Annotated in this window: 28 protein-coding genes; 19 read left to right on the top strand and 9 right to left on the bottom strand. The window is 68.2% G+C overall.

What is annotated here, in order from left to right:
• Window positions 1-20 precede the first annotated feature (20 nt).
• Entirely contained in the window at window positions 21-1,838 is a 1,818-nt protein-coding gene (locus tag AB5S17_RS20920; protein ID WP_369243067.1) for an ABC transporter transmembrane domain-containing protein, read from the bottom strand.
• A 188-nt stretch (window positions 1,839-2,026) separates the two neighbouring features.
• Between AB5S17_RS20920 and rpmE the strand changes: the two genes are divergently transcribed.
• The 3 genes from rpmE to AB5S17_RS20905 all read left to right on the top strand — a co-directional run bounded on the left by rpmE (window position 2,027) and on the right by AB5S17_RS20905 (window position 3,561).
• Window positions 2,027-2,248, top strand: a complete 222-nt coding sequence (gene rpmE, locus AB5S17_RS20915) for a 50S ribosomal protein L31 (RefSeq protein WP_369243065.1) — start codon at window positions 2,027-2,029, stop codon at window positions 2,246-2,248.
• A gap of 207 nt (window positions 2,249-2,455) precedes the next feature.
• Window positions 2,456-2,947 (top strand): hypothetical protein, encoded by a 492-nt coding sequence (locus tag AB5S17_RS20910; RefSeq protein WP_369243063.1) that lies wholly within the window; start codon window positions 2,456-2,458, stop codon window positions 2,945-2,947.
• Entirely contained in the window at window positions 2,944-3,561 is a 618-nt protein-coding gene (locus AB5S17_RS20905) for a hypothetical protein (protein WP_369243061.1), read from the top strand. The genes AB5S17_RS20910 and AB5S17_RS20905 overlap by 4 nt, the downstream gene beginning before the upstream one ends.
• A gap of 71 nt (window positions 3,562-3,632) precedes the next feature.
• Here AB5S17_RS20905 and AB5S17_RS20900 read toward each other — a convergent pair whose 3' ends face one another.
• A complete protein-coding gene (locus AB5S17_RS20900; RefSeq protein WP_369243059.1) occupies window positions 3,633-4,163 on the bottom strand; it encodes a DUF1465 family protein in 531 nt (176 codons plus the stop codon).
• Between the two features lie 351 nt (window positions 4,164-4,514).
• Between AB5S17_RS20900 and AB5S17_RS20895 the strand changes: the two genes are divergently transcribed.
• From AB5S17_RS20895 to AB5S17_RS20820, 16 genes are all read left to right on the top strand, one after another.
• Window positions 4,515-5,522 (top strand): NAD(P)H-quinone oxidoreductase, encoded by a 1,008-nt coding sequence (locus AB5S17_RS20895; RefSeq protein ID WP_369243057.1) that lies wholly within the window; start codon window positions 4,515-4,517, stop codon window positions 5,520-5,522.
• Between the two features lie 239 nt (window positions 5,523-5,761).
• Complete coding sequence (locus AB5S17_RS20890) at window positions 5,762-6,481, top strand: DUF1013 domain-containing protein (protein ID WP_369243055.1); 720 nt, start codon at window positions 5,762-5,764, stop codon at window positions 6,479-6,481.
• Window positions 6,482-6,742: 261 nt separating this feature from the next.
• Window positions 6,743-7,153, top strand: a complete 411-nt coding sequence (gene rplU, locus AB5S17_RS20885; RefSeq protein WP_369243053.1) for a 50S ribosomal protein L21 — start codon at window positions 6,743-6,745, stop codon at window positions 7,151-7,153.
• Between the two features lie 78 nt (window positions 7,154-7,231).
• Window positions 7,232-7,501, top strand: a complete 270-nt coding sequence (gene rpmA, locus AB5S17_RS20880) for a 50S ribosomal protein L27 (protein ID WP_229151435.1) — start codon at window positions 7,232-7,234, stop codon at window positions 7,499-7,501.
• 131 nt (window positions 7,502-7,632) lie between these two features.
• Window positions 7,633-8,199, top strand: coding sequence for a GNAT family N-acetyltransferase (locus tag AB5S17_RS20875; protein WP_369243050.1), 567 nt, complete (start codon window positions 7,633-7,635; stop codon window positions 8,197-8,199).
• Window positions 8,196-8,792 (top strand): DUF3833 family protein, encoded by a 597-nt coding sequence (locus AB5S17_RS20870; RefSeq protein ID WP_369243048.1) that lies wholly within the window; start codon window positions 8,196-8,198, stop codon window positions 8,790-8,792. Before AB5S17_RS20875 ends, AB5S17_RS20870 begins: the two co-directional genes overlap by 4 nt.
• A 78-nt stretch (window positions 8,793-8,870) precedes the next feature.
• Window positions 8,871-9,926 (top strand): GTPase ObgE, encoded by a 1,056-nt coding sequence (gene obgE / locus AB5S17_RS20865; protein WP_369243046.1) that lies wholly within the window; start codon window positions 8,871-8,873, stop codon window positions 9,924-9,926.
• The gene (gene proB, locus AB5S17_RS20860; protein WP_369243044.1) at window positions 9,923-11,077 is read left to right on the top strand and encodes a glutamate 5-kinase; all 1,155 of its coding nucleotides are present in this window, start codon (window positions 9,923-9,925) and stop codon (window positions 11,075-11,077) included. The genes obgE and proB overlap by 4 nt, the downstream gene beginning before the upstream one ends.
• A 16-nt stretch (window positions 11,078-11,093) precedes the next feature.
• A complete protein-coding gene (locus tag AB5S17_RS20855) occupies window positions 11,094-12,380 on the top strand; it encodes a glutamate-5-semialdehyde dehydrogenase (protein ID WP_369243041.1) in 1,287 nt (428 codons plus the stop codon).
• Window positions 12,377-13,027 carry a nicotinate-nucleotide adenylyltransferase gene (locus AB5S17_RS20850; RefSeq protein WP_369243039.1) on the top strand — a complete coding sequence of 217 codons (651 nt, stop codon included), beginning with the start codon at window positions 12,377-12,379 and terminating at the stop codon, window positions 13,025-13,027. Before AB5S17_RS20855 ends, AB5S17_RS20850 begins: the two co-directional genes overlap by 4 nt.
• Before the next feature lie 150 nt (window positions 13,028-13,177).
• On the top strand, window positions 13,178-13,528 hold the full coding sequence (gene rsfS, locus AB5S17_RS20845) for a ribosome silencing factor (RefSeq protein ID WP_369243037.1): 351 nt from the start codon (window positions 13,178-13,180) through the stop codon (window positions 13,526-13,528).
• A gap of 51 nt (window positions 13,529-13,579) precedes the next feature.
• Entirely contained in the window at window positions 13,580-14,062 is a 483-nt protein-coding gene (gene rlmH / locus AB5S17_RS20840; protein WP_369243035.1) for a 23S rRNA (pseudouridine(1915)-N(3))-methyltransferase RlmH, read from the top strand.
• 349 nt (window positions 14,063-14,411) lie between these two features.
• Window positions 14,412-16,166 carry a murein hydrolase activator EnvC gene (locus tag AB5S17_RS20835; RefSeq protein ID WP_369243033.1) on the top strand — a complete coding sequence of 585 codons (1,755 nt, stop codon included), beginning with the start codon at window positions 14,412-14,414 and terminating at the stop codon, window positions 16,164-16,166.
• Window positions 16,156-17,550: a S41 family peptidase gene (locus tag AB5S17_RS20830; RefSeq protein ID WP_369243031.1), complete on the top strand. Its 1,395-nt coding sequence runs from the start codon at window positions 16,156-16,158 to the stop codon at window positions 17,548-17,550. The genes AB5S17_RS20835 and AB5S17_RS20830 overlap by 11 nt, the downstream gene beginning before the upstream one ends.
• A 134-nt stretch (window positions 17,551-17,684) precedes the next feature.
• A complete protein-coding gene (locus tag AB5S17_RS20825) occupies window positions 17,685-18,833 on the top strand; it encodes a divergent polysaccharide deacetylase family protein (protein WP_369243029.1) in 1,149 nt (382 codons plus the stop codon).
• 84 nt (window positions 18,834-18,917) lie between these two features.
• A complete protein-coding gene (locus AB5S17_RS20820) occupies window positions 18,918-19,430 on the top strand; it encodes an RNA pyrophosphohydrolase (protein ID WP_369243027.1) in 513 nt (170 codons plus the stop codon).
• 115 nt (window positions 19,431-19,545) lie between these two features.
• On the opposite strand, the gene AB5S17_RS20815 is transcribed toward AB5S17_RS20820, so the two are convergent.
• The 7 genes from AB5S17_RS20815 to AB5S17_RS20785 all read right to left on the bottom strand — a co-directional run bounded on the left by AB5S17_RS20815 (window position 19,546) and on the right by AB5S17_RS20785 (window position 26,048).
• Window positions 19,546-20,226, bottom strand: a complete 681-nt coding sequence (locus AB5S17_RS20815; RefSeq protein WP_369243025.1) for a haloacid dehalogenase type II — start codon at window positions 20,224-20,226, stop codon at window positions 19,546-19,548.
• Between the two features lie 164 nt (window positions 20,227-20,390).
• On the bottom strand, window positions 20,391-20,795 hold the full coding sequence (locus tag AB5S17_RS20810) for a F0F1 ATP synthase subunit epsilon (protein ID WP_369243023.1): 405 nt from the start codon (window positions 20,793-20,795) through the stop codon (window positions 20,391-20,393).
• A 90-nt stretch (window positions 20,796-20,885) separates the two neighbouring features.
• A complete protein-coding gene (atpD, locus tag AB5S17_RS20805) occupies window positions 20,886-22,340 on the bottom strand; it encodes a F0F1 ATP synthase subunit beta (protein WP_369243021.1) in 1,455 nt (484 codons plus the stop codon).
• A gap of 25 nt (window positions 22,341-22,365) precedes the next feature.
• Window positions 22,366-23,247, bottom strand: a complete 882-nt coding sequence (locus AB5S17_RS20800) for a F0F1 ATP synthase subunit gamma (protein WP_369243019.1) — start codon at window positions 23,245-23,247, stop codon at window positions 22,366-22,368.
• A 71-nt stretch (window positions 23,248-23,318) separates the two neighbouring features.
• Complete coding sequence (gene atpA, locus AB5S17_RS20795) at window positions 23,319-24,848, bottom strand: F0F1 ATP synthase subunit alpha (RefSeq protein ID WP_369243017.1); 1,530 nt, start codon at window positions 24,846-24,848, stop codon at window positions 23,319-23,321.
• On the bottom strand, window positions 24,848-25,408 hold the full coding sequence (locus AB5S17_RS20790) for a F0F1 ATP synthase subunit delta (protein WP_369243015.1): 561 nt from the start codon (window positions 25,406-25,408) through the stop codon (window positions 24,848-24,850). Before AB5S17_RS20790 ends, atpA begins: the two co-directional genes overlap by 1 nt.
• A 247-nt stretch (window positions 25,409-25,655) precedes the next feature.
• Window positions 25,656-26,048, bottom strand: a complete 393-nt coding sequence (locus tag AB5S17_RS20785) for a DUF4345 domain-containing protein (protein WP_369243013.1) — start codon at window positions 26,046-26,048, stop codon at window positions 25,656-25,658.
• Window positions 26,049-26,067: the final 19 nt, after the last annotated feature.

Raw genomic sequence — 26,067 nt, 5'->3', positions numbered from 1 at the left:
TCGTCTGAAGAGGGCGCGGCCTACTCCGCCGCGCCCGCCAGCAGCTCGTCAGTGCGGCCTGCGTCGAACTGCAGCCGGGCGAGGCGGGCGTAGAGGCCGCCCTTGGCGATCAGCGCCTGGTGCGTGCCTTCCTCGACGATGCGGCCGCCGTCCATGACGAGGATGCGGTCGGCCTTCAGCACGGTCGCCAGGCGGTGCGCGATGACCAGCGTCGTGCGGCCCTCCATCAGCCGGTCGAGCGCCTTCTGCACCGCCGTCTCGCTTTCGGCGTCGAGCGCCGAGGTCGCCTCGTCGAGGAGCAGGATCGGCGCGTCGCGCAGGATCGCACGGGCGATCGCGATGCGCTGGCGCTGGCCGCCTGACATGGTGATGCCGCGCTCGCCGACGACCGTCTCGTAGCCCTTGTCCATCGCCCGCACGAAGCCGTCGGCGAGGGCCGCGCGCGCCGCCGCCTCGATCCGGTCGCGCGAGGCGTCGGGGTCGCCGAAGGCGATGTTCTCGGCAGCGCTCGCGGCGAAGATGGTGACGTCCTGCGGCACCAGCGCGATGCGGCGGCGCACCGCCTCGATGCCGGCGTCGCGAATGTCGACGCCGTCGACCGTCACCCGGCCGGCGTCGGGGTCGTAGAAGCGCTCCAACAGCGCGAAGAGCGTCGACTTGCCGGCGCCGGACGGGCCGACGATCGCCACCGTCTCGCCCGGGCGAACGGTGAAGGACAATTCGTGCACGGCCGAGACGTCCGGCCGCGAGGGATAGGCGAAGCTGACCTTCTCGAAGCCGACGGCGCCCTGCGCCGGAGCGGGCAGAGCGACCGGGTGCTCCCGGTCGGCGATCGCCGGCTTCTCCGCCAGCAGTTCGGTCAGCCGCTCGGCGGCGCCGGCGGCGATGGCAAGATCGCCCCAGACTTCGGAGAGCTGACCGAGGGCGGCGGCGGCGAAGACGGCGTAGAGCAGGAACTGCGACAGCGTTCCGCCGCTCATCGCGCCGGAGGCGACGCGCTGCGACCCGATCCACAGGACCGCGACGATGGAGGCGAAGATCAGGAAGATGGCGATGGCGGTCAGCACCGCGCGGGCCTTGATCGAGGCGCGGGCGGCCTCGAAGGCGATGTCGACGGCGCGGGAGAAGCGGCGGGTGACGCCGCGCTCGAAGGTGAAGGCCTGGACCGTACGCATCGCGCCGATCGCCTCGGAGGCATAGGCGGTGGCGTCGGCGAGCGTGTCCTGCGCCTGGCGCGAGCGCCGCCGCACGGAGCGGCCGAAGGCGACCAGCGGCAGGACGATCAGCGGGATCGCGGCGATGACGATCAGCGACAGGCTGGGGCTGGTGATCGCCATCATGACGACGGCGCCGAAGAACATGATGGCGTTGCGCAGCGCCACCGAGGCGGTCGAGCCGACCGCCGACTTGATCTGCGTCGCATCGGCCGTCAGCCGCGAGACGATCTCGCCGGACATGGCCTTGTCGAAGAAGGCCGGCGACAATCGGCTGACATGGGTGAAGACGTCCTTGCGCAGATCGGCGACGACGCGTTCGCCCAGCGTCACGACGAAGTAGTAGCGCCCGGCGCTGGCGATCGCGAGCAGGGCGGCGAGGCCCATCAGGGTTGCGAAATAGGCGTCGATCAGGCCGTGCTGCCCGGCGACGAAGCCCTGGTCGATGACCCGGCGCACGGCGAGCGGCAGCGACAGCGTGGTGACCGCGGCGAGCGTCAGAAAGACCACCGCCCCGGCCGCGAGGCCCTTGTAGCGCCAGAGATAGGGATTGAGGCGGGCGAGGGGTTTCAGATTGCGGCGCCGTTTCTCGGCGGTCCGGTCGACCGCTGTCGTTTCGGGCAAGGCTGCCTCCGATGCTCGTGATGCCGGGCCCTTGTGCCGAACCCGGGCCTGATGTATAGGCTCGAACCCGAATTTGGAAGCGATACAGCTTTTCGATCCCCTGGACATTCCGACCACCCCGGCGGTCTCCCGCAGCGGTGATCGCTTGTCGCAGATCGACCGGCACAGACGTCAAGGACCCGAGCCCGATGCGCGAGAAGATCCATCCGGACTACCACACGATCACCGTCGTGATGACCAACGGCACCCAGTACCAGACCCGGTCTACCTGGGGTTCCGAGGGCGACAAGATGAACCTCGACATCGACCCGACCAGCCATCCGGCCTGGACCGGCGGCAATCAGCAGTTGATGGATCGCGGCGGCCGCGTGTCGCGCTTCAAGAAGCGCTACGAAGGCTTCGGCATCTGATCCGACGGCTGTGACCGGGTCTCGGCCCCGGTTCATGACCAAAATTTAAGGCCCGGCCGCTGCAGAAGCGGGCCGGGCTTTTGTCGTGACCGGATCTGCTGAGAGCAGTGCCTCCACCGTTATCTTCCCTTAGGTTAGGGTTTGTGGTATTATGATGGTGGGCGCTGCCGTGTTCGACTGCGGCGTGTCCCACTATTCGAGGGGTCGATGATCGCAAAGGTGTTACTTGCCGTCATATTGAGCCTCGGCTGGACGCTGGTCGGGGGCATGGTCGCCGCCGCACAGCAGGTTCCTGCCGCCTCCGTCGGCGGCGGCAGCGGGACCGGGCCATCCAGCGACCTCCCCGACAACCACATCGCCCCAGGCGATGGCAAGGGAACTCCTGGCAGTGGTCCGCAGTCGCGGCAGAAAGAATACAATCTGACCATGATCGTAATGATCGCAGCATTGCTGCTGACTGCTGCGTTCGTCGCGATGTATTTCGTGGGGCGCGGGAGCGATGAGTTCTCTCGCTACTATCTCGCCATTATCGTCGTGATCGCGGCGTTGTTCCTGATGACAGCCGGCTATAACGAGAACCAGACAGCGCCTGCGTTCGGCCTTCTTGGGACAATCCTTGGCTACATTTTCGGGAAGATTGACGGGCGACGCGGGTCCCCGGAACACCAGTCGCAAACACCGGACGGTGCAACGGAATGACCCGCGATCGCCGAATCTGCTGTGCGTCTGAGAGAGCGGAAGCGTTCCGCCGCGGCACGATTTCGGTGGGCAGAAGCAGATGGCGAGAAGTTGCTCTGACCTTAGCACTACTGCTTGCGGCTGCTTCCGCTCGTGCAGAGGGGCCTGAAACCGAAGCTCTTCCGAACAACAATCTCAGGGTTCCCCCGCAGCAGTGGTCGCTCCGGCGGCTGCTCCAGTTCGGGCCGGGAACTTGGCTCGGTGGACCGAAGTCGGGCGGCGCAGTCATCGCCCAGGTTCCCACTCTCGCTCCGCCCCAATCAAACGGCGACGCCCCTTGTTCAGACAGTCCGAGTTCCGTGCAGGTTCAAGATCTGTCGGTCCCTCCCGAATATGTCGGGCTGGTGAATCTTCTCGATACGAGCGTCGCTGTCAGGGTCGACATCGGCGATGCGAAGCAACTCGTTGTCTTGCGGCCAATGGAGCTGAACTTCTTCAACGTCCGAAATTCGCGCCTTGTGCAGGTGGAGTACCGCATCAATGGCGTCACGGCGGCATCACAATTCGTCGCTGGGAATCTTTATCGCCTCGATTTCGACGGCAGTCGCTGGACCTTTCTCGGGCGGGGGGGATGACGGGATACAGCTTCCGAGCGACGATCGAAGTCCGCTTGTTTCACGCGCCTTCTAGGGTACGATCTGGTTTGTCAGCCGTGGAACGCGGTCCTGAGCAGGTCGATCTGCTCGCCGACCGGGTTGGGGCTGTCCGGCGCCGGCTCCACGGCATGCGGTCCGTAGATCTCGCGGTCGAGCATGGCGATGCGGCGCTCCAGCTTCTGGGCGCGCTCGACGAGGCTGCGGAAGGCCTCTGGCAGGTCCGGATATTGCGGCGAGTCCTTGGCGCTGCCGAGGCCTTCGAGCCGGACCTTGACCTTCTCGGCCTCGACCTGCGCCCGCGACATGTCGCCCTGATTGGCGGCCCGCTGCAGCAGCAGCCAGGACGCGACCTGCATCAGCCGCGTCGTCAGCCGCATCGATTCGGCGGCGTAGAGGGTCGCCGCCGGCTTCGACAGCCCCTTGGCGTCGCGCCGCCCGTCGCCGTCGAGATAGACCGCGGTCTCGTCGACCAGCGCCATGCCCTCGTTGAACAGCGGCTGGAACGAGCGCGAAAAGGCCAGGTGCTCGGCCAGGCGGACGGTACGGTCGTCGTCTCGTATGTCGGTCATCTGCGTCGTCATCGTCTGCGACAACTCCCGAGGCGCCTTGCGGTTTCAATTGCTTTGCCGCCGACGCGATGCCGGCGAAAGGTTGGGGCAAGGTGATCCCAAGGGGGGCGCTTGGCAAGCCGGCCCGCCGCGAATTGGTTAATCGTCGTTAACGCCGGCTTCAGACAAAAAAAGAGCCGCGGATGGCGGCTCTCAGGAGTTTCAACAGGGAGGCGTCAGACAGCGCGGAAGCCGCGCCGCCTATCCAGAAAACTGGACCGATTGGAGTTAAACACCGGAAAGCTTACCCGGGGATTAACGCTGCCTCGCCTTCGCAAGATTTCCTCTACCTTGAGGGTGCGAACGAGCGAAGGAGCGATCGGCATGGCGATTCCGAGCGAGATGGAGGCGGTCCTGATTTCCGAGCCCGGCGGGCCGGAGGTGCTGAAGCCGGGGCGGCGGCCGGTGCCGCAGCCGGGCAGGGGCGAGATCCTGGTCGAGGTGCATGCGAGCGGGGTGAACCGCCCCGATGTCCTGCAGCGGATGGGCGCCTATCCGCCGCCGCCGGGAGCGCCGGACTGGCCGGGGCTGGAGATCGCCGGCACGGTCGCCGCGACCGGCGAGGGCGCCGGCCGGTTCTCCGTGGGCGACCGGGTGATGGCGCTGCTGCCCGGCGGCGGATATGCCGAATATGCGACGGTGCACGAGAGTACGGCCCTCCCGGTGCCGAAGGCGCTGTCGATGGAAGAGGCGGCGGGCGTGCCCGAGACCTTCTTCACGGTCTGGCACAACGTCTTCCAGCGCGGCGCACTGCGCGCGGGCGAGACCTTTCTCGTCCATGGCGGCACCTCCGGCATCGGCACCACGGCGATCCAGCTTGCCCGCGAATTCGGCGCGCGGGTGTTCGCGACGGCCGGCAGCGCCGACAAGTGCCGGGCCGCCGAAAAGCTCGGCGCCGACGCCTGCATCAACTACCGCGAGGCGGACTTCGTCGCGGCGCTGAAGGAAGCGACCGGCGGGCGCGGCATCGACCTGACGCTCGACATGGTCGGCGGCGACTATTCCAACCGCAATCTCGACGTCGCGGCCGAGGACGGGCGGATCGTGCAGATCGCCTTCCTCAAGGGGCCGAAGGTCGAGATCGACCTCAATCTCCTGATGCGCAAGCGGCTGCAGTTCACCGGCTCGACGCTGCGCAACCGGCCGGTGCCGTTCAAGGCGGGGATCGCCGCGGAACTGACGACCCATGTGGTGCCGCTGTTCGAGAGCGGCGCGGTCAAGCCGCTGATCGAGGCGACCTATCCGCTGGCACAAGCCGCCGAGGCGCATCGGCACATGGACGAGGACCACATCGGCAAGATCGTGCTGACGACGCAGAAGCCGGGAGCCTGACGCGGCCGCAAAGACGCCTGCCGCTCTGCCGGGGCGAAGGTGAGACAGGGAACGGCGCGCCCGGCCTCCGGGCGTCCGTTCTCCCGGCCGGGGCCGGGTGTACCGGAGGCTTTTGCTCCAAATCCGCGTGATTTTCTTGCGCGGCGAGCCCCATCTCTTTATATGCGACCTGATTTCCGGACATGTGGCGACGATCCACGGCCTGTCTCCCGGGGCAGGCGATAAGGAGGATTTTATCTATGGCTCAGGCTCAGCAACTCTTGATGCCGAAGGCGACGGCGGTCTGGCTCGTCGACAACACCTCGCTGTCCTTCGAGCAGATCGCCGAACTGTGCACGCTGCATCCGCTCGAGGTGAAGGCGATCGCCGACGGAGAATCGGCACAGGGCATCAAGGGCCTCGATCCCATCATGACCGGCCAGCTGACGCGCGAGGAGATCGAGCGCGGCGAGCGCGATCCCAAGCACCGGCTGAAGATGGCCCCGCCGAAGGTCCGCGTGCCCGAATCCAAGCGCAAGGGCCCGCGCTACACGCCGGTCTCCAAGCGCCAGGACCGTCCGAACGCCATCCTGTGGCTGGTGCGCAACCATCCGGAGCTGAAGGATGCGCAGGTCTCGCGCCTCGTCGGCACGACCAAGAACACCATCCAGCAGATCCGCGAGCGCACCCACTGGAACGCCGCGAACCTGACGCCGATGGATCCGGTCACGCTCGGCCTCTGCTCGCAGATCGATCTCGACCTCGAGGTCGAGAAGGCGACGCGCGACATGCCGCCGCGGGCCGAGGAACTGGCCGAGGAGGAGCGCCTGCTCTCCGCCTCGCAGACGCAGAACTGGTCCGACCTCGGCTATCGCGACAGGGAGCGCGAGGAGGACGAGATCGACGAGGCGGCGGTCTTCGCCAAGCTGTCGTCCATGCGGCGCAGCGAACCGGACGAGGACGAGGACGAGCGCGGCTGAGCGAAGGCGCGGCCTGACTGAGCGCCCCGGGCGGAGCTCCCGGGGGCAGGGCGCGGCGCCCGCCGTCAAGCGGCGTGGCGCCGGCCGAAATGTCGCGGGAACACACAATTCCTTGACCTTGCGACAGAGCGTCGCTATAGCCGGGGCCACTGTGGGGCGTGGCTTAGCTGCGCTTTTCGTGTTCACCCGATCATCAACCGACTGACAAGAAGACGGTCCGGGCCATCTGGCACGAGAGCCGATCGAACGAACGGAGACAAAATGTTCGCAGTCATCAAGACCGGCGGTAAGCAGTATCGCGTCGCCGCCAATGACGAGTTCACCATCGAGCGCCTGCCGGGCGAGGCTGGCGACACCGTGACCTTCGGCGAGGTCCTGATGGTCGATTCGACCATCGGCACGCCCTTCGTCGAGGGTGCGAGCGTCACCGCCGAGATCGTCGAGCAGACGCGCGGCAAGAAGGTCATCTCCTTCAAGAAGCGCCGGCGCCAGAATTCCAAGCGCACCCGCGGCCATCGCCAGGACCTGACGCTGATCCGCATCTCGGAGATCATGACCGGCGGCAAGCCCGCGCCGAAGAAGTCCGCGGCCAAGGCCAAGCCGGAAGCGCCGAAGAAGACGGCGGCCGAGGCTGGTCCCGGGGCAGAGGCGGAAGGCGCGAGCGCCGAATAGGCGCGCCGCGAGAGCGATTGAGTTTTGATCGGGAACGCCTCGGTGTTCCCAGGCCTTCACGGGCAAGGAGATTGAAGCATGGCACATAAGAAAGCAGGCGGTTCCTCGCGCAACGGTCGCGATTCGGAGTCGAAGCGCCTCGGCGTGAAGAAGTTCGGCGGCGAAGCCGTCATCCCGGGCAACATCATCATCCGTCAGCGCGGCACGCGCTGGCATCCGGGCGTCAATGTCGGCATGGGCAAGGACCACACGCTCTTCGCCACGGCCGAGGGCACGGTGGCCTTCCAGAAGAAGGCCAACGGGCGAACCTACGTAGCCATTATGCCGAAAGCAGAAGCCGCCGAATGACCGGAGCTTCTGAGCGCCGGCGTTCCACCGACCCGGCGCTCTAGACCTCCGAAGCACATCGGATCTCAGGCAGCGAAAGGGGGAGATGGACCGCCGTCTCCCCTTTTCGCATGCCTTGGAGGGACGATGTGATGACCGAGGACCTGACCGACAGATTGCTCACTTGCGCGCTCGTGACCCCGCGTCTGCGCCTGCGGCCGGTGCAGGCCGGCGATGCGGGCGCGATCGCGACGCTGATCAACGACCGTGACCTCGCCAGGATGCTCGCCCGCGTGCCCTGGCCCTACCGGTTCGAAGACGCCGAGGCCTTCATCGCCGACCATGGCGAGGAGATCGTGTTCGCGATCTGCCTGAAGGCGAGCGGCGACCTCACCGGCATCTGTTCGCTGAAGCCGACGACCGACCGGCGCCGGGCGGAGATCGGCTACTGGGTCGGGCGCCCGTTCTGGGGCAACGGATACGCCACCGAGGCCGCGCAGGCGGTGATCGACTACGGCTTCACCGCGCTGGATCTCCAGGCGATCGACGCCAGTTGCCGGGTGATCAACGAGGCCTCGCGAAAGGTCATCTGGAAGTGCGGCTTCCGCTTCTGCGGCAACGGAATGACCGACACCGTCGTCTCGGGCCGGGTCGCGAGCGAGCAGTTCACCATGGACCGCAGTTGCTGGACGTCGCTGAAGGCGTGGGGCGGCAAATGACGGCCGCTTCGCCCAGGCTCTCGCCGCGCCGGACACGCAGCCCGGTCGGCCTCGCCGTCGCTGCGTGCCTCGCTTTCGCTTTTGCCGCGGTCGATGCGGGGTCGGCACAGGCGCAGTCGGCGGCGTTCTCGCTGCCGGCCTTCTTCGACGGCACGAGCTATTCGGCCGGCGTGACGCGGACGGCGTTGTTCTTCACCGACGCCTTCACGGCGCGCTTCAAAGGAGTGCGCAGCGGCAGCCACCTCCGTCTCGACGAGCACTTCCGCTTCCCGGACGGGGCCCGGCTGCAGCGCTGGAACCTGACGGAGACGCCGTCCGGCGGCTTCAGCGGCACGGTGACGACCGAGCTCGGCACGGGCGCGATGGCGCCGGCGGTGCCGGTGCGCGGCTTCACCCGCGGCGACCACGTCGTGCTGGTCTATGACGGCTATGCGCCCGGCGGCGGCACGACGCTGCTCGGCTTTCGTCACGTGATGACGCCGCAGCCCGGCGGCACGGTCGAAAACCATGTGACGGTCTACAAGTTCGGCATTCCCGTCGCCACGTCCGATGTCATCTTCTCCAAGCGTCCGCTGAAGCCTGCCGGGCAGTGACGTTTCAATTCTTCGTCCGGACCATTATGACGGGCGGGCCGCAGCCTGAAGGCTCCGGAAAGACAAGAGCGCGAAACCATGAAATTTCTCGACCAGGCCAAAGTCTACATCCGCTCCGGCGATGGCGGGGCCGGCTCGGTGTCGTTCCGCCGCGAGAAATACATCGAGTTCGGCGGCCCTGACGGGGGCGACGGCGGGCGCGGCGGCGACGTCTGGGTGGAGGCGGTCGCCGGCCTCAACACGCTGATCGACTACCGCTACCAGCAGCATTTCAAGGCCAAGACCGGCATGCACGGCATGGGCCGCAACCGCAACGGCGCCAAGGGCTCCGACGTGACGCTGAAGGTGCCGGCCGGCACGCAGGTCTTCGCCGAGGACAACGAGACGCTGATCTGCGACCTCACCACGGTCGGCGAGCGGTACCGGATCGCCGCCGGCGGCAATGGCGGCTTCGGCAACGCGCAGTTCAAGTCGTCGGTGAACCAGGCGCCGCGCCACGCCAATCCCGGCCTTCCCGGGGAGGAGCTGACGATCTGGCTGCGGCTGAAGCTGATCGCCGATGCCGGCCTCGTCGGCCTGCCCAATGCCGGCAAGTCGACCTTCCTCGCGACCGTGACGCGCGCCCGGCCGAAGATCGCGGACTATCCCTTCACCACGCTGCATCCCGGCCTCGGCGTCGCCAAGATCGACGAGCAGGAGTTCGTCATCGCCGACATTCCCGGCCTGATCGAGGGCGCTCATGAGGGCGTCGGCATCGGCGACCGCTTCCTCGGCCATGTCGAGCGCACCAGCGTGCTCCTGCACCTCGTCTCGGCGACCGAGGAGGATGTCGCACATGCCTACCGCACGGTGCGCAACGAGCTCGAGGCCTATGAGCACGGGCTCGCCGAGAAGCCGGAGATCGTCGCGCTGTCGAAGGTCGACACGCTGACAGAGGAGGACCGGGAAGAGCGGCTCGCCGAGCTCGAAGCCGAGTGCGGCTCGCGGCCGCTGGCGCTGTCTGCGGTCAGCCGCGAGGGCATGCCGGAGGCGCTGCGCGCGCTGCGCGACGCGATCGGGCGGCTCGCCCCGGCAGAACCCGAGGCACGGGACGATCGCTTCGCGCCCGCCGCGGAAACCGAGGGCGGGCGATGAACAACCTCCTCGCGGGCCATCGCCGCATCGTCGTGAAGGTCGGCTCGGCGCTGCTCGTCGACCGCGCCCGCGGCCTGAAGCGAACCTGGCTGGAATCCTTCGGCGAGGACATCGCCCGGCTGCGGGAGGAGGGGCGGGAGATCCTCGTCGTCTCCTCCGGGGCGATCGCGCTCGGCCGCAAGCTCCTGAAGATGCCCACCGGGCCGCTGCGCCTGGAAGAGAGCCAGGCGGCGGCGTCGGTCGGGCAGATCGCGCTGTCGCGCACCTATTCCGAGATCTTCGGCCGGCACGGCATCGAGACCGGCCAGATCCTGCTGACGCTCGGTGACACCGAGGAGCGTCGGCGCTATCTCAACGCCCGCGCGACGATCGCGACGCTGCTCGGCCTCGGCGCCGTGCCCGTCATCAACGAGAACGACACCGTCGCCACCTCCGAGATTCGCTATGGCGACAACGACCGTCTGGCGGCGCGGGTGACGACCATGGTCGACGCCGATCTCCTGGTGCTCCTCTCCGACGTCGACGGCCTCTATACCGCGCCGCCGGCGCTGGACCCCTCGGCACGCCACATCCCCGTGGTCGAGCACATCACGCCGGACATCGAGGCGATGGCCGGTGCCGCAGGTTCGGAACTTTCGCGTGGCGGCATGAAGACCAAGATCGACGCCGGCAAGATCGCCACCGGCTCCGGCTCGGCGATGATCATCACCGCCGGCAACCGGCTCTTTCCGCTGTCCGCCATCGAGCGTGGCGAGCGCGCGACGCTGTTCAAGGCCTCGGGCAGCCCGGTCACAGCGCGCAAGCGCTGGATCGCCGGACATCTCAACACCGCCGGCCGCCTCGTCGTGGATGCCGGCGCCGTCAAGGCGCTCGTCGCCGGCAAGAGCCTCCTGCCGGCCGGGATCGTCGCGGTCGAGGGTGATTTCGAGCGCGGCGACACGCTGGTGATCGCCGGACCGGACGGTCTGGAGGTCGCGCGCGGCATCGTCGCCTACGACGCGGAGGAAGCGCGCCGGATCGCCGGCCGTCGCTCCTCGGAGATCGCGGCGGCGCTCGGCTACGAGGGGCGCAGCGCGATGGTCCACCGCGACGACATGGTGATGGAATGGATCGCCGGCGAGCGCCCCGAAGCGGCGCTCGGGGCGGCCTGAACGGGGAGGGGACGCGATGCTCGACAGGGCGAGGACGGAGGCCGGCTCGATCGCGGCCCTGATGGAGGACATCGGCCAGCGGGCGCGCGTGGCCTCGCGCCGCCTGGCGCTGGCGCCGACCGAGAGCAAGAACGCTGCCCTTCATGCGATGGCTGATACGATCCTCGCGACCTCCGCGACGATCCTCGCCGAGAACGCCGCGGATCTCGAGCGGGCGCGCGAGGCCGGCATGGCGGCGTCCTTCGTTGACCGGCTGACGCTGACGGAGGCGCGGATCGCGGCGATCGCCGAGGGCATCCGCGCCGTTGCGGCGCTGCCCGATCCCGTCGGTTCGGTGATCGCCGCCTGGGAGCGCCCGAACGGACTGAAGATCGAGCGCGTCAGGACGCCGCTCGGCGTCGTCGGGGTGATCTACGAGAGCCGGCCGAACGTCACCGCCGACGCCGGGGCGCTGTGCCTGAAGTCCGGCAATGCCGTGATCCTGCGCGGCGGCTCGGACTCGGCGCGCTCCTCCGCCGCGATTCACGCCGCGATGGCCGCCGGTCTTGCCAAGGCCGGGCTGCCGGAGGACGCGATCCAGATCGTGCCCTCCACCGACCGTGCCGCCGTCGGCGAGATGCTAAAGGGCCTCTCGGGCAATATCGACGTCATCGTGCCGCGCGGCGGCCGCTCGCTGGTCGCCCGCGTGCAGGACGAGGCGCGCGTGCCGGTCTTCGCCCATCTGGAAGGGCTCTGCCACGTCTATGTCGACCGCTCCGCCGACCGCGACATGGCGGTGCGGCTGGTGGTGAACTCGAAGATGCGCCGCACCGGCATCTGCGGGGCCGCCGAGACGCTGCTCGTCGACGAAGCGGCCGCGGCGACCCATCTCGCGCCGATCCTCGATGCGCTGGCCGCGGCCGGCTGCGAGATCCGCGGCAGCGACGCCGTGCGCGCGCTCTATCCGGCGGCGGTGCCGGCGAGTGCGGAGGATTTCGACACCGAATATCTCGACGCCATCATCTCGGTCGACCTCGTCGACGGGGTCGCCGGCGCCATCGCCCATATCGAGCGCCACTCCTCGCACCACACCGAGGCGATCGTCGCCGAGGACGCGGCGGCGGTCGCGGCCTTCCTGAACGGCATCGACTCGGCGATCCTCCTCCACAACGCCTCGACCCAGTTCGCCGACGGCGGCGAGTTCGGCATGGGTGCCGAGATCGGCATCGCCACCGGCAAGATGCATGCGCGCGGGCCTGTCGGCGTCGAGCAGTTGACGAGCTTCAACTATCGCGTCCACGGGACCGGCCAGACCCGATCGTGACGCCGCCGAGCCCGAACCCCGACACGAGGGGGCTTGATCCCGCCGATCTGACCATCCCGCACACCGAGAGCGGGATGGCGATCGGCCTGTTCGGCGGGTCGTTCAATCCGCCGCATTCCGGCCACCGGCTGGTCGCCGGAACGGCGCGCCGGCGGCTCGGCCTCGACCGGGTCTGGTGGATGGTGACCCCCGGCAATCCGCTGAAGGACCACGGCATGCTGAAGCCGATCGGCGAACGCGTGGCCGCTGTGCGGGCGATGGTGCCGCCGGCCTTCAACACCGTCACCGCCTTCGAGGCGGCGCACCGCGTGCGGTTCACCGCCGATGCGCTGCGGATCCTGCTTCAGCGGCGGCCCGGCGTGCGCTTCGTCTGGATCATGGGCGCCGACAGCCTCGCCTCCTTCCATCGCTGGCAGGACTGGCACTGGATCGTCGAGAACGTCCCGATCGCGGTGGTCGACCGGCCCGGCGCGACGCTGTCGGCCCTGTCCTCGCCGATGGCGTCGACCTATCGCGCGCGGCGGCTGCCGGAATACGACGCGCCGGCGCTCGCCTCCCGCGAAGCGCCCGCCTGGGTGTTCCTGCACGGGCCGCGCACGCCAGTATCCTCCACCCTCCTACGAAGTCATGGCGGTGCGACGTCTTGAAACGGACATGGAACACTGCCTACATTCGGTCTGCCGGCATCGATTGGATGTCGGCCCTGTTGCCCCAAGAAAGGGAAAACGACACTGAGACCTGCGGCTGAAGCGAAGGACGTCTTCCAGACAGCTCCTTCCGACGCGCCCGCCACCGAGATGTCGGATGGCCGGACCGCACTCGATCTCGTCATTTCGAGCCTGGAAGATTCGAAGGGCGAAGATATCGTCTCCATCGACATGAAGGGAAAGTCGGCTCTCGCCGATTGCATGGTGGTCGTCTCCGGACGCTCGCATCGCCATGTCGTCGCCGTCGCCGACCATCTCCTGCGCGACCTGAAAGAGGCTGGCTTCGGCACCTGCAAGGTCGAGGGCCTTCAGAACGGCGACTGGGTGCTGATCGATACGGGCGATATCATCGTCCATATCTTCCGCCCGGAAGTTCGCAGCTTCTACAATATCGAGAAGATGTGGACCGTCGGCGATATCGGAGACGCGACGGTCCATTGACCGTCGGCCATTGCGGCATGAGGGGCTTCGGCCGGTGCTAGGGGCTGGCCGATGCGACTGACGATTGCTGCCATCGGGCGGATGAAATCCGGGCCCGAGCGCGAACTGGCCGATCGCTATCTGGGCCGGCTGAAGAAGGCCGGTGCGCCGCTGGCGCTCGACTTTCAGTCGGTGCAGGAATTCCCGGAGTCGCGCCTCGGCTCCGCTGTCGAACGGTGCCGCGAGGAAGCGGACCGGCTCGGCGCGGCGGTGCCCGAAGGGGCGGTGCGCGTCGTCCTCGACGAGACCGGCAAGAGCCTCTCCTCGGAGGATTTTGCGGCGGCGCTGGCGAAGTTCCGCGACGCCGGCCGGCGGGATCTGGCGCTGCTGATCGGCGGCCCGGACGGGCACGATCCGGCGCTGGTCCAGGGCGCCGACCTGCTGTTGTCGCTCGGACGTATGACCTTTCCGCATCAGATCGCCAGAATTCTGCTTGCCGAACAACTCTATCGTGCGGCGACGATCCTCGCGGGACACCCGTATCACAGGGCTTGAGCCGCTTTCGCCGCCCACAGTGAGCCGCGGCGCAACCTGGCTTTGCGCGTTTCGTCGTTCCACGAAACGACGTAGAATCTCAAGATGAATCCCGTCCGCCGCGTCCGGGCGAAGCGACGTCTCGGTCGGCCGTGCGGCCGGACCGCCGGTGGCTCTCGTGGCCGCGGCGTCGCCTTTTGCGGCCTGTGTCAGGGCCGCGGCGAATGGTTGATCGGTTGTTAACGGCCTCGTCCTAGATTCGGGCAGAGGCTTTCGGGGCAGGGCGTTGAACGCAGGGCGGCAAGGCGAGGGACGATCGGGGAGGCGGGGCCGGGCCGCCGCCGCGCTGCTCCTCGCCGTGACGCTGGCGATGCCGGCCACCGCCTCGCCCGTCGTGCAGGCCGCCGCCGTGGCGGCACCCCCGACGGACGGCGCGGGGCTCGACCCGATCAAGGTCGGTGCGCTGGATCCCGGTTCGATCGATCTGATCGAGCGCGAACGCGCCAAGACCGAGGCCGATCTTGCGGACGTCTCGTCGCGAATCAGCCTTTCCCGGGAGAAGATCCGATCGCTCGACGCCCAGATCGCGTCGATTGCCGCCGATCGCGACCGGCTGCGGCAGGCGATGATCGACGCGGCGGACAAGCAGAAGACGATCAGCCAGCAGCTCACCGCGACGGAAGGGCGCATCGACGACCTCGCGGTCGAGGAAGGGAAGATCAAGGCGTCGCTGCACAAGCGCCGCGGCGTGCTGATGGAGGTGCTGGCAGCGCTCGAGCGGATGGGCCGGACGCCGCCGCCGGCGCTGCTCGTCAAGCCGCAGGACGCGCTCGGCTCGGTGCGCAGCGCCATCCTTCTGGGAGCCGTCGTCCCCTCGCTGCGCAAGGAGACCGAGACGCTGCTCGCCGACCTCGATCGCCTGTCGACCGTCAAGGACCAGATCCTGAAGGAGAAGGCGACCTTCGCCGACCAGCTGACCCGGCACCGCGAGGAGGAGGCCCGGCTGTCCAAGCTCTTCGCGGAGAAGGCGAAGCTGGAGGCGGACAGTCGGGGCGAGCGTGTCACCGAGACCGCGCGTGCGGCCGAGCTCGCCTCCAAGGCCAGCAATCTGAAGGACCTCATCGCCGGTCTGCAGTCCGACCTCGACGCGGCGCGTGCGCGCGAAGCGGCGGCGCGGGCGGCGGCCGAGCAGCAGCGGATCGCTGAGGAACAGGCGCAGGCCGAGGCGGCGCGGCAGGCCGCCGAGCAGGCGGCAAAGGCGAAGGAGCAGGCCGCGAGCCCCGGTGGCGGAAAGCCGGCGCAGGGTTCGCCGGATACGAGCGTCGCCGTCGCCGAAGCCGAACCGGCGGCGTCCGGAACGTCGGCCGGGGGGCCGAAGAAGCCGGTTGCGCCGGGCGAGGAAGCCGTCGCGGATGCAGCGGACCCTCGCAGCGCAGCGCCGGCAGACGCCGCGCCCGCCGATGCGGCAGCGTCCGGCCCGACGACCGCACCGGGGAAGGCCGGCCGGCACGCCGACGCGCCGGCGGCTGCCGGCGCCGACGCCACGCCCGACAACCCGTCGCAAGGCTCTGTCGAAGTCGCCGCCCTCGAACCGCCCACTGCGTCCGCGCCTGCCAAGCAAGCCTTTGATATCGCGTCACTTCGCCGTGAGACGGCGGAGCTCGAACCGGCTGCCCCATTTTCGACAATGAAAGGGCGATTGTCGAAGCCCGTGGCGGGCAAGAAAATCATCGGCTTCGGCGATACCGACGACATCGGCCGGGTGACCACGGGCGAATCCTATGCGACGCGGCCGGGGGATGTCGTGACCGCTCCGGCCGATGCCAGAGTGTTGTATTCCGGGCCCTTCCGCTCCTACGGACAAGTCTTGATCCTGGACGCCGGCGACGGCTATCATGTCGTTCTTGCGGGCATGGAACGGATCGATGTCGAGAGCGGTCAGTTCGTGTCGGCGGGAGAACCGGTTGCGCTGATGGGAGCCCGGCGAATAGCCAGTGTGCAGGTGGCGGAATTCGGGGCGTCCGAGCCCGCTCTCTATGTCGAGTTTCGAAAAGACGGGAAACCGGTCGATCCGTCCCCCTGGTGGATGGATGAACCCTCTGGAAGGACGAGGAATGATTCGTAAGCTTTCGATTCTTTTTGCGGGGGCCCTGATGGGGGCGACGGCGATGACCGTCGTCAGCCAGAGCCCCGGCGTGGCCAATGCAGCAGGGTCCGATACCTATCGTCAGCTTGCGATCTTCGGTGACGTCTTCGAGCGCGTGCGCGACCAGTACGTCACCAAGCCCGACGACCAGCAGCTCGTCGAGAACGCCATCAACGGCATGCTGACCTCGCTCGACCCGCATTCGAGCTACATGAACGCCAAGGAAGCCGCAGAGATGCGGACCGAGACGCGCGGCGAGTTCGGCGGCCTCGGCATCGAGGTCACCATGCAGGACGACCTCGTCAAGGTCGTCTCGCCCTTCGAGGGCACGCCCGCCGACAAGGCCGGCATCCTGTCCGGCGACCTGATCGCCGAGATCAACGGCGAGGACGTTCGCGGGCTGACGCTGAGCCAGGCCGTCGACAAGATGAAGGGCGACATCGGCTCGAAGGTGACGCTGACCCTGATCCGCAAGGGCGCGACCAAGCCGATCAAGGTCACGATGACCCGCGACGAGATCAAGGTCCCGTCCGTGCGCCATTCGGTCGAGGGCGATGTCGGCTACATCAAGCTCTTGAAGTTCAACGAGCAGACGACCGTCGGCATGGAAGAGGCGATCGCCGACATCAAGCAGAAGGTCGGCGAGGACAAGCTGAAGGGCTACATCGTCGACCTGCGCCGCAATCCGGGCGGCCTGCTCGACGAGGCGGTGTCGGTGTCCGACGCCTTCCTGAACGGGGGCGAGGTCGTCTCGACCCGCGGCCGCAACCCGGACGAGACCCGCCGCTACAACGCCCGCGCGGGCGACGACATCGACGGCAAGCCGCTGATCGTCCTCGTCAACGGCGGTTCGGCCTCGGCCTCGGAGATCGTGGCCGGCGCGCTGCAGGACCAGCGCCGCGCGACGATCCTCGGCACCCGGTCCTTCGGCAAGGGCTCCGTCCAGACGATCATCCCGCTCGGCCAGAACGGCGCCCTGCGCCTGACGACGGCGCTCTATTACACGCCGTCCGGCAAGTCGATCCAGGGTCACGGCATCGATCCGGACATCGTCGTCAAGCAGCCGCTGCCGGAAGACATCAAGAAGCAGATGGGCATCGATTCCACGGCCGATCTGGTGCGCGGCGAGTCCTCGCTGCGCGGCCACATCCAGGGCGTCGACGAGACAGCCCAGGGCTCGGGGTCGCTCGACTACGTGCCGCCGGAGAAGAAGGACGACCTGCAGCTGCAGTATGCGATCGACCTGATGGACGGCAAGAAGACCGATCCGGCCTTCCCGCCGAAGCCCGAGGCGGCCGCGACCGCGGCCAGCAATACGGCCAAGAGCGGGACGTCGGCCGAGCCGGCCCACACCACCAACTGAGCGAACGCGCGGACCGCGCGCGTGACTGATCCGATCGAGAACGGCCCGGGCATCTCAGATGCCCGGGCCGTTCGCTTTTGCGCCGCGGGCCTTTGCCGCGAGGCCCGCGCCAGCTTGGCCGGATAGGAGGGGGCATGCACGGCGAACTCTATCGTCCTCTCGGTCTCGATCGTCCCGCTCGCGCCAGCAGGCGGCGGCTTCCCTCGTTGCAGGCGCTGCGCGCATGGGCGGTGAGCGGCGTCGTCCTCGCCGGATCCTGTGCCGCCGCGCTTCAGGCGCAGCCGCCGCGCCGCGTCGTCGATGAACTCGCCGCTGCGCCTCCGAAGCCCGCCGCAAGCGCCGCGGTGGCTGCGCCGTCTCCCGTCGCCAGGCCGCTGCCGCCGGCAAGGGCGAGCGGCCCGACGATCATCAGCCCGAGCGCCGGCGGCGGACCCGTGACCTTCCGCGTCGAGGACCCCGTCTCCCTGCGCCAGCCGCCGTCCATGGCGGATCGCCCGGATGCCGCCCTGATCGAGCAGAGCCGCTATGGGCCGCTGCCGGTGCGTGGTGCCGACGGGCGGCGTCCCTTCGACGTCTATGCCGGCGCCTGGAGCGGCAAGCCCGGGACGCGAATCGCCATCGTCGTCGGCGCGCTCGGCATCAGCCAGACCAGCTCGATGCAGGCGGTGGACGAGCTTCCGGCCGGGGTGACGCTCGGCTTCTCGCCGGCCGGCAACAGCCTCGACCGCTGGATGCAAGCGGCGCGGCGCGGCGGCCACGAACTGCTGCTGCAGGTGCCGCTGGAGCCGGTCGGCTATCCCTCCGTCGATCCCGGCAAGGACACCGTCACCGTCGACGAGGCCGCCGCGCAGAACTTCGATGCGCTCTACGCCTCGATGGGGCGGATCACCAACTATGTCGGCGTGATGAACTACATGGGCGGCCGCTTCACCGCCGAACGCTCGGCGATGGAGCCGCTGATCTCGGAGCTCGGCCGCCGCGGCCTGATGTATCTCGACGATGCCTCCTCCACCCGGTCGGTCGCCAGGGATACGGCGGCGCTGGAGAAGGTTCCCTTCGCCGAGGCCAACGTCCTCCTCGACGAGCAGCAGGATCCGGCGGAGATCCGCAAGCAGCTCGACGTGCTCGAGCGCGTCGCCCGCGCCCAGGGGACCGCGATCGGCGTCGCCTCCGCCTTCGGGACCTCGATCAAGACCATCGCCGCCTGGATTCCGGAAGCGGAAAAGCGCGGCATCGAGATCGTCCCGGTCTCGGCGCTCGCCGACGATCCGGAGGGACGGTAGCAGCCCCCGCCCTTGCCCGTCATGCTCTGCGCCCGATAACCCAGGTCACCGGGTTCGCCCGGACGAGACGAGGAAGGGACGCGCGTGAAACCCATCGACTTCGAAAACCTGCCCTACCGTCCCTGCGTCGGCATCATGGTGCTCAACGGGGAGGGGCGCGTCTGGGCCGGCCGGCGGCTGATCGAGGACAAGGGCGAGATGACCGGCGCGGTCAAGCTCTGGCAGATGCCGCAGGGCGGGATCGACGAGGGCGAGGAGCCGCTGGAGGCCGCCAGGCGCGAGCTCTACGAGGAGACGGGCATGCTCACCGTCTCGCTCCTCGCAGAGGCGCCGCACTGGATCGACTACGACCTGCCGCCGGAACTCGTCGGCGTCGCGCTGAAGGGCCGCTTCCGCGGCCAGACGCAGCGCTGGTTCGCCTTCCGCTTCGAGGGCGACGAGAGCGAGATCGCGATCGACCCGCCACCGGGCGGCCACGCCGCCGAGTTCGACGAATGGGCGTGGAAGCCGATGGACGAGCTGCTCGACCTCATCGTGCCGTTCAAGCGCGGCGTCTATGAGGAGGTCGTCAGGGCCTTTCGCCACCTCGCGCCCTGATCCGCCGGATACCTTGGGATCCGGAGGTATGGCGGCGTCGCCGCAACGGACGCGGGGGCGCGTCGGGGGCCGCAGGCAAAGCGGAGCCGCCGCATCGGACGCGGCCCCGCGTCTCTCAGCTCTGCGGCAGGGCCAGGATCGCCTTTGCGACGTCGACGAGGTCCTCGCCGGTGACGTCGGGCGCGAGCATCTCGGGCGGATAGGCCTGGCCCCGGGCGACGAACGCCGCCTGCAGCCCCGCCGCCTTGGCGCCTTGCGTGTCCCAGGCATGGGTCGCGACCAGCATGGCCTCATGCGGCGCAACGCCCGCCCGCTCCACGGCGTGGCGATAGACCTCCGCATGCGGCTTGAACGTGTGCACGGCTTCGACCGAGAGCACCGCTTCGACGTGATCGATCAGCCCGGACGTCTCCAGTAGCGCGCGCGTCGCCGCCTCGGTGCCGTTCGACAACGCAAAGATCGGCAGTCCTGCCTGCTGCAGCAGGCCGAAGGCCTCGCCCGCCTGCGGTTGCGGCGGCAGTTGCTTCATCCCGTCGAGGGCGGCGTTCCGCTCGGATTCGCTTGCGGACAGACCGCGGACGGCGAGAAGCGCGTCGAGGGCGCCCGCAAGGATCTTCGGGAAGGGGGGAGGCGCTCCGGTCGCGGCTATGGCGAAGGCATCGCGCAGGCCGAAGGCGAACCAGGTCTCGAGATCGTTCGGCGGCAGGCCGAGACCGGCGAGACGCCGGCGCATCGGCTCCAGGGCGAAGACGGTTTCGATGATGTCGAAGACGACGGCCTTGGGGCGAACGGGCATGGCGGCTCCTTGGGAACGGGTATTCCCGGCGAACGGCCGCCACCAGGCGAGGTTCCGCTGCCTCTCCGGTGCCGGCGAAGCGCATGTCCCCCACAACGCGAAAGGCCGGCACATTGGCCGGCCTTCGCGCGATCGGGTCGGTGGCGGCTGAGCCGCGGGGCGCCTCAGCCGGGCAGACCGGCGCGGGCCTCCTTCAGCTGGTCGAGATCGGCCTGCGCCTTGGCGCGCGCCTCCGGCGTTCCGGCGTCGGCGACATCTTCCTCGGCGTCCCTGATCTGCTGGTCGAGCGCGGCGCGGTCGACCTCGTCGACCGGCTGCGCATGTTCGGCAAGCAGCGTCAGGCCGTTCTCGTTGACGTCGGCGAAGCCGCCGCGCACGAAGATCTGCCGCTCCTCGCCGCTCTCCGGCGTCACCACGACGACGCCTGGCTTCACCGTCGTCATCATCGGCGCATGCCGCGCCATGACGGTGAAATAGCCCTCGCTGCCGGGGATGTTGACCGCCGTCACCGCCTCGGAGAACAGGAGCTTCTCCGGGGACACGAGTTCGAACTGGAAGCTATCGGCCATCGGTCGCTTGTCTGTCTGGCCGCGGGTCGTGCGGCATTGCGATCGGAGCCGGGCGACGCGCGCCCGGCCGGTGTCGTGAGGCGCTCCGGCTTACGCCGCGTTCTGCGCCAGCTTCTGGGCCTTCTCGACCGCCTGGTCGATCGCGCCGACCATGTAGAAGGCGGCCTCCGGCAGGTGGTCGTACTCGCCGTTGACCAGGCCCTTGAAGGACTTGATCGTGTCTTCCAGCGGAACCAGCTGGCCGGGCGTGTTGGTGAACACCTCCGCGACCGAGAAGGGCTGCGACAGGAAGCGCTCGATCTTGCGGGCGCGCGCCACCGTCAGCTTGTCCTCTTCCGACAGCTCGTCCATGCCGAGAATGGCGATGATGTCCTGCAGCGACTTGTACTTCTGCAGCACCTGCTGGACCTGCCGCGCGACATTGTAGTGCTCCTCGCCGATGATCATCGGGGAGAGCATGCGCGAGGTGGAGTCCAGCGGATCGACCGCCGGGTAGATGCCCTTCTCGGAGATCGCGCGGTTGAGAACCGTGGTCGCGTCCAGATGGGCGAAGGACGTCGCCGGCGCCGGGTCGGTCAGGTCGTCGGCGGGCACGTAGATCGCCTGCACCGAGGTGATCGAGCCCTTGGTGGTCGTGGTGATGCGCTCCTGCATCGCGCCCATGTCGGTGGCGAGCGTCGGCTGATAGCCCACCGCCGAGGGGATGCGGCCGAGGAGCGCCGACACTTCCGAGCCCGCCTGGGTGAAGCGGAAGATGTTGTCGACGAAGAACAGAACGTCCTGGCCCTGGTCGCGGAAGTGCTCGGCGATGGTGAGGCCGGTCAGCGCGACGCGGGCACGGGCGCCCGGCGGCTCGTTCATCTGGCCGTAGACCAGCGCCGCCTTGGAGCCCTCGGCCGAACCGCCGTGCTCGTGCGGATCCTTGTTCACGCCGGACTCGATCATCTCGTGGTAGAGATCGTTGCCCTCGCGGGTGCGCTCGCCGACGCCGGCGAACACCGAGTAGCCGCCATGCGCCTTCGCAACGTTGTTGATCAGCTCCTGGATCAGCACCGTCTTGCCGACGCCGGCGCCGCCGAACAGGCCGATCTTGCCGCCGCGCGCATAGGGCGCGAGCAGGTCGATGACCTTGATGCCGGTGACGAGGATCTGGCTCTCCGGCGACTGCTCGATATAGGGCGGGGCCGGCTGGTGGATCGCGCGCTTCTCGTCGGACGGGATCGGCCCGACCTCGTCGATCGGCTCGCCGATGACGTTCATGATGCGGCCGAGCGTGCCGTCGCCGACGGGAACGCGGATCGGCTCGCCGGTGTCGACGACTTCCTGGCCGCGCACCAGGCCCTCGGTGAGGTCCATGGCGATGGTGCGGACGGTGTTCTCGCCGAGATGCTGGGCGACCTCGAGCACCAGGCGGTTGCCGTGGTTGTCGCATTCGAGGGCGTTCAGGATGGCCGGCAGGTGATCGTCGAACTCGACGTCGACGACGGCGCCGATGACCTGGGCGATGCGGCCGACGGTGCGGCCCTGATTGTCGGTGTCAGCCATGGATTGGCCTCCTCTCAGATTGCGGTCAGAGCGCCTCGGCGCCGGAAATGATTTCGATCAGCTCGGTGGTGATCTGCGCCTGGCGCTGCCGGTTGTAGGAGACCGACAGCTTGTCGATCATGTCGCCGGCATTGCGCGTCGCATTGTCCATCGCGCTCATCCGCGCGCCCTGTTCGGACGCGGCGTTCTCGAGCAGGGCATGCAGGATCTGCACCTTGATGTTGCGCGGAACCAGGGCTTCGAGAATCTCCGCCGGCTCCGGCTCGTATTCGTAGGACGCGACGGCCCCCGTCTCCTTCGCTTCGGCCTCATCCTTCGGCAGCACGGCCGGGATGATTTGCTGGGCCGTCGGGACCTGGGTGATCACGTTCTGGAAGGCCGAGTAGAAGATGGTGCAGACGTCGAACTCGCCCTTGCCGAACATCTCGATGATCGTCTCGCCGAGCGAATCGGCTTCGTCGAAGCCGACGCTCTTCACCTCGCGGAAGTCGGTGCGGTGCACGACCTTCTGCGCGAGGTCGCGGCGCATCATGTCCCACGCCTTCTTGCCGACGGCGAGAAACTTCACCGTCTTGCCTTCGCTCTCCAGGCGCCGCTGGTGCTGGCGGGCGAGCTTGACGATCGAGGCGTTGAACGCACCGGCCAGACCACGCTCGGCGGTGAAGACGACGAGGAGATGGGTGTCGTCCCTACCGGTCCCGACCATCAGCGGCGGGCCGTCGCCCTCCATCGCGCCGGCGATGTTGGACAACACGGCGGCCATGCGGTCGGCATAGGGCCGCGCGGCCGCAGCGGCTTCCTCGGCCCGACGCAGCTTCGCCGCCGCGACCATCTGCATGGCCTTGGTGATCTTCTGCGTGGACTTGACCGACGCGATGCGGTTCCTGAGGTCCTTCAGTGATGCCATGGTCTGGCGCAGTCTCCGGCTGGCCCGGCTCCGCCTCGGTCGAGGCGAAGCTCAGGGCGCGTCGTTGGGGCTCAGGCGAAGCTCTTGGCGAAGCTGTCGATCGCGGACTTCAGCTTGCCGCGGAGCTCGTCCGACAGCGCCTTCTCCCTGGCGATCTGGTCGAGCACTTCCTTGTGCTCGGTGCGCATCGCGGTGAGCAGTCCGTCCTCGAACGGGCCGACCTGGTCGATCCGCAGCTTGTCGAGATAGCCCTGCGTGCCGGCGAAGATCACCACCACCTGCTCCTCGGTCTTCAGCGGCGAGAACTGCGGCTGCTTGAGGAGCTCGGTGAGCCGGGCGCCGCGGTTGAGCAGGCGCTGGGTCGATGCGTCGAGATCGGAGCCGAACTGGGCGAAGGCGGCCATTTCGCGATACTGCGCGAGCTCGCCCTTGATCGAGCCGGCGACCTGCTTCATCGCCTTGACCTGGGCCGAGGAGCCGACGCGAGACACCGAGAGACCGACGTTCACTGCCGGGCGGACGCCCTGGTAGAACAGCGTCGTCTCCAGGAAGATCTGGCCGTCGGTGATCGAGATCACGTTGGTCGGGATGTAGGCCGAGACGTCGCCCGCCTGGGTCTCGATGACCGGCAGGGCGGTGAGCGAGCCGGCGCCGTGCGCGTCGCTCATCTTCGCGGCGCGCTCCAGCAGGCGGGAGTGCAGGTAGAAGACGTCGCCCGGATAAGCCTCGCGGCCCGGCGGACGGCGCAGCAGCAGCGACATCTGGCGGTAGGATACGGCCTGCTTCGACAGGTCGTCATAGGCGATCACGGCATGCATGCCGTTGTCGCGGAAATACTCGCCCATCGCGCAGCCGGTGAAGGGCGCGATGTACTGCATCGGCGCCGGCTCCGAGGCGGTCGCGGCGATGACGATGGAATATTCCATCGCGCCGCGCTCCTCCAGCGTGCGCACGAACTGCGCGACGGTGGAGCGCTTCTGACCGACGGCGACGTAGATGCAGTAGAGCTTGTCGTTCTCGCGGTTCTCGTCGTGCGCCGGCTTCTGGTTGAGGAAGGTGTCGAGAAGGATCGCGGTCTTGCCGGTCTGGCGGTCGCCGATGACCAGCTCGCGCTGGCCGCGGCCGATCGGGATCAGCGCGTCGATGGCCTTCAGGCCCGTCGACATCGGCTCGTGCACGGACTTGCGCGGGATGATGCCCGGCGCCTTGACGTCGACGCGGCGCATCTCGGCGCCATCGATCGGGCCCTTGCCGTCGATCGGGTTGCCGAGACCGTCGACGACGCGGCCGAGCAGGCCCTTGCCGACCGGCACTTCCACGATCGCGCCGGTGCGCTTGACCGTGTCGCCTTCCTTGATGTCGCGGTCGGAGCCGAAGATCACGACGCCGACATTGTCGGCTTCGAGGTTCAGCGCCATGCCCTGGATGCCGCCGGGGAACTCCAGCATCTCGCCGGCCTGGCAGTTGTCGAGGCCGTAGACGCGCGCGATGCCGTCGCCGACAGACAGAACCTGGCCGACTTCCGAGACTTCCGCCTCGTTGCCGAAATTCTTGATCTGGTTCTTGAGGATTGCGGAAATTTCCGCGGCGCGGATATCCATCAGCCGACCTCTTTCAATGCGAGCTTGAGCGAATTCAATTTGGTGCGCAGCGAGGTGTCGATCTGCCGCGAGCCGATCTTGACGATCAGGCCGCCGAGGATCGCTTGATCGACGCTCTCGCGCATGTTGACGGTCTTGCCGGCGTAGGAGCCGAGGGTCTCGGCCAGTTCCCGGCGCTGCTCGTCGGTCAGCGGGTAGGCGCTCACCACCTCGGCCTCGACCTCGCCGCGATGATCGGCCGCGATCTGGTGGAAGCGCCGGATCATGCCGGGCAGGACGAACAGCCGCCGGTTGGAGGCGACGACCCGCAGGAAGTTGCCGGTCAGGGCGCTCGGCTTCACGTCCTTCACGATCGCGTCGATCGCGCGAAGCTGATCGTCGGAGGTGAAGGCCGGGCTCTCGACGAGGCGCCGGAAGTCGCCGTTCTCATCGATCAGGGTCTGGAATGCCGAGAGTTCGGACTCCACCATTTCCACCGCCCCCTCGTCCAGGGCGAGATCGAACAGGGATTGAGCGTAGCGGTCTGCGACTCCCGAGACGGGAGAGGATGATTGTGCCACGGACGACCGTTTCTCTTTCGCGTTCCGTTCAAGGCCCCGTCGCGCTGCCGAAGCAAGACCGCTCCAATTCCTTGAAACCGACAGGTAAAAGGTAAGAAGGCAGCGACAGCGTCGCCGTGCCACCTCCCGAGACAGCGACCGTCTAGCATAGGGCTTTCTTGCCGACAACACGCTTGGCGCGGGCAATTTGCGCCCTTTCCCCGGCGTTCCGCTTGGCCGTCGCCTGCAACGCCAAGACGATCGAAGCTCAGGAGGAGATGAAGCCGAAGGCGGGTGCGAGCGCCGCCGCGGCAAGGCAGAGCTCGACGACGAAGGCGAGAAAGCCGACGGCCGAGCGGCCGTCGGACAGCATCGAGACGAACCGTCCGAAGGCCGTGAACAGCCAGCCGGCGCCGAGCGCGAGTTGGACGAAAGGCTGATCGTAGAGCGCCGCCGCGACGATGCCGACGCCGAGCCAGAAGCCGGCAAGGCTGGCGCGCCCGCCCGCATAGGCGTCGGCGCGCCCGACGCTCGGGGCGATTCCCAGGGTCCGCATGGTCGTGCCGGGCGCGAACAGCGCGGCGAGGCCGAACAGGATGGTCAGACAGGCGGCGCCGAACGGCAGCCAGCCGGCATTGGTCGTCGGCAGGGCGAAATCCATTGGGTCCTTCGAAGCTCGG

Source organism: Jiella sp. M17.18 (genome assembly GCF_041027365.1).
GTDB lineage: Bacteria > Pseudomonadota > Alphaproteobacteria > Rhizobiales > Rhizobiaceae > VKMB-3413.
The sequence above is the reverse complement of the archived record's forward strand: the minus strand, read 5'-3'. Positions and strand labels throughout refer to the sequence as shown.

Excerpts from the sequence above, each read along its gene's own strand:
- rpmE (WP_369243065.1), top strand. The coding sequence starts at position 2,027 with ATGCGCGAGAAGATCCATCCGGACTACCACACGATCACCGTCGTGATG.
- AB5S17_RS20910 (WP_369243063.1), top strand. The coding sequence starts at position 2,456 with ATGATCGCAAAGGTGTTACTTGCCGTCATATTGAGCCTCGGCTGGACG.
- AB5S17_RS20905 (WP_369243061.1), top strand. The coding sequence starts at position 2,944 with ATGACCCGCGATCGCCGAATCTGCTGTGCGTCTGAGAGAGCGGAAGCG.
- AB5S17_RS20900 (WP_369243059.1), bottom strand. The coding sequence starts at position 4,163 with ATGACGACGCAGATGACCGACATACGAGACGACGACCGTACCGTCCGC.
- AB5S17_RS20895 (WP_369243057.1), top strand. The coding sequence starts at position 4,515 with ATGGCGATTCCGAGCGAGATGGAGGCGGTCCTGATTTCCGAGCCCGGC.
- AB5S17_RS20890 (WP_369243055.1), top strand. The coding sequence starts at position 5,762 with ATGGCTCAGGCTCAGCAACTCTTGATGCCGAAGGCGACGGCGGTCTGG.
- rplU (WP_369243053.1), top strand. The coding sequence starts at position 6,743 with ATGTTCGCAGTCATCAAGACCGGCGGTAAGCAGTATCGCGTCGCCGCC.
- rpmA (WP_229151435.1), top strand. The coding sequence starts at position 7,232 with ATGGCACATAAGAAAGCAGGCGGTTCCTCGCGCAACGGTCGCGATTCG.
- AB5S17_RS20875 (WP_369243050.1), top strand. The coding sequence starts at position 7,633 with ATGACCGAGGACCTGACCGACAGATTGCTCACTTGCGCGCTCGTGACC.
- AB5S17_RS20870 (WP_369243048.1), top strand. The coding sequence starts at position 8,196 with ATGACGGCCGCTTCGCCCAGGCTCTCGCCGCGCCGGACACGCAGCCCG.
- obgE (WP_369243046.1), top strand. The coding sequence starts at position 8,871 with ATGAAATTTCTCGACCAGGCCAAAGTCTACATCCGCTCCGGCGATGGC.
- proB (WP_369243044.1), top strand. The coding sequence starts at position 9,923 with ATGAACAACCTCCTCGCGGGCCATCGCCGCATCGTCGTGAAGGTCGGC.
- AB5S17_RS20855 (WP_369243041.1), top strand. The coding sequence starts at position 11,094 with ATGCTCGACAGGGCGAGGACGGAGGCCGGCTCGATCGCGGCCCTGATG.
- rsfS (WP_369243037.1), top strand. The coding sequence starts at position 13,178 with ATGTCGGATGGCCGGACCGCACTCGATCTCGTCATTTCGAGCCTGGAA.
- rlmH (WP_369243035.1), top strand. The coding sequence starts at position 13,580 with ATGCGACTGACGATTGCTGCCATCGGGCGGATGAAATCCGGGCCCGAG.
- AB5S17_RS20835 (WP_369243033.1), top strand. The coding sequence starts at position 14,412 with ATGCCGGCCACCGCCTCGCCCGTCGTGCAGGCCGCCGCCGTGGCGGCA.
- AB5S17_RS20830 (WP_369243031.1), top strand. The coding sequence starts at position 16,156 with ATGATTCGTAAGCTTTCGATTCTTTTTGCGGGGGCCCTGATGGGGGCG.
- AB5S17_RS20825 (WP_369243029.1), top strand. The coding sequence starts at position 17,685 with ATGCACGGCGAACTCTATCGTCCTCTCGGTCTCGATCGTCCCGCTCGC.
- AB5S17_RS20815 (WP_369243025.1), bottom strand. The coding sequence starts at position 20,226 with ATGCCCGTTCGCCCCAAGGCCGTCGTCTTCGACATCATCGAAACCGTC.
- AB5S17_RS20810 (WP_369243023.1), bottom strand. The coding sequence starts at position 20,795 with ATGGCCGATAGCTTCCAGTTCGAACTCGTGTCCCCGGAGAAGCTCCTG.
- atpD (WP_369243021.1), bottom strand. The coding sequence starts at position 22,340 with ATGGCTGACACCGACAATCAGGGCCGCACCGTCGGCCGCATCGCCCAG.
- AB5S17_RS20800 (WP_369243019.1), bottom strand. The coding sequence starts at position 23,247 with ATGGCATCACTGAAGGACCTCAGGAACCGCATCGCGTCGGTCAAGTCC.
- atpA (WP_369243017.1), bottom strand. The coding sequence starts at position 24,848 with ATGGATATCCGCGCCGCGGAAATTTCCGCAATCCTCAAGAACCAGATC.
- AB5S17_RS20785 (WP_369243013.1), bottom strand. The coding sequence starts at position 26,048 with ATGGATTTCGCCCTGCCGACGACCAATGCCGGCTGGCTGCCGTTCGGC.